Below are 325 nucleotides of genomic sequence, written 5' to 3'. Positions count from 1 at the left end.
AGATTGGGCGAGATTTACTGCCGCTTCATCCCAACGTTTCTGTTGAAGCATACGAAGAGAATTAGTAAAACCAGCAACGCCTGCTACACCCATTTGGAAGACCATATTGACCAATGCACATCGACGAACTGCATCTAAAGAATCATATACCGGTTTAAGTTTAGCATTACCCAAGATTCCGCGAACGGCTTTATCAACATCTTCATTAAATAGCTTTTCAGCCTCATCAAGGGTAATTGTACCGTTGCATTTACGACCGATCATTCTATCAAGTTCAGCTTTAGCTACGGCTAAAGACGGGTTCTTTGTTACCAAATGGCCTATG

General features: G+C 42.2%; 1 protein-coding gene. It reads right to left on the bottom strand.

Features of this window, described 5'->3' with window-relative positions; translation table 11 throughout:
* The coding region (locus Y887_RS19950) for a glycoside hydrolase family protein (protein ID WP_046965686.1) at positions 1-325 on the bottom strand (325 nt) is incomplete at both ends.

This window comes from Xanthomonas pisi DSM 18956 (assembly GCF_001010415.1).
In the GTDB taxonomy this organism is placed as follows: domain Bacteria; phylum Pseudomonadota; class Gammaproteobacteria; order Xanthomonadales; family Xanthomonadaceae; genus Xanthomonas; species Xanthomonas pisi.
This window is presented reverse-complemented; position numbering and strand designations above follow the sequence as displayed.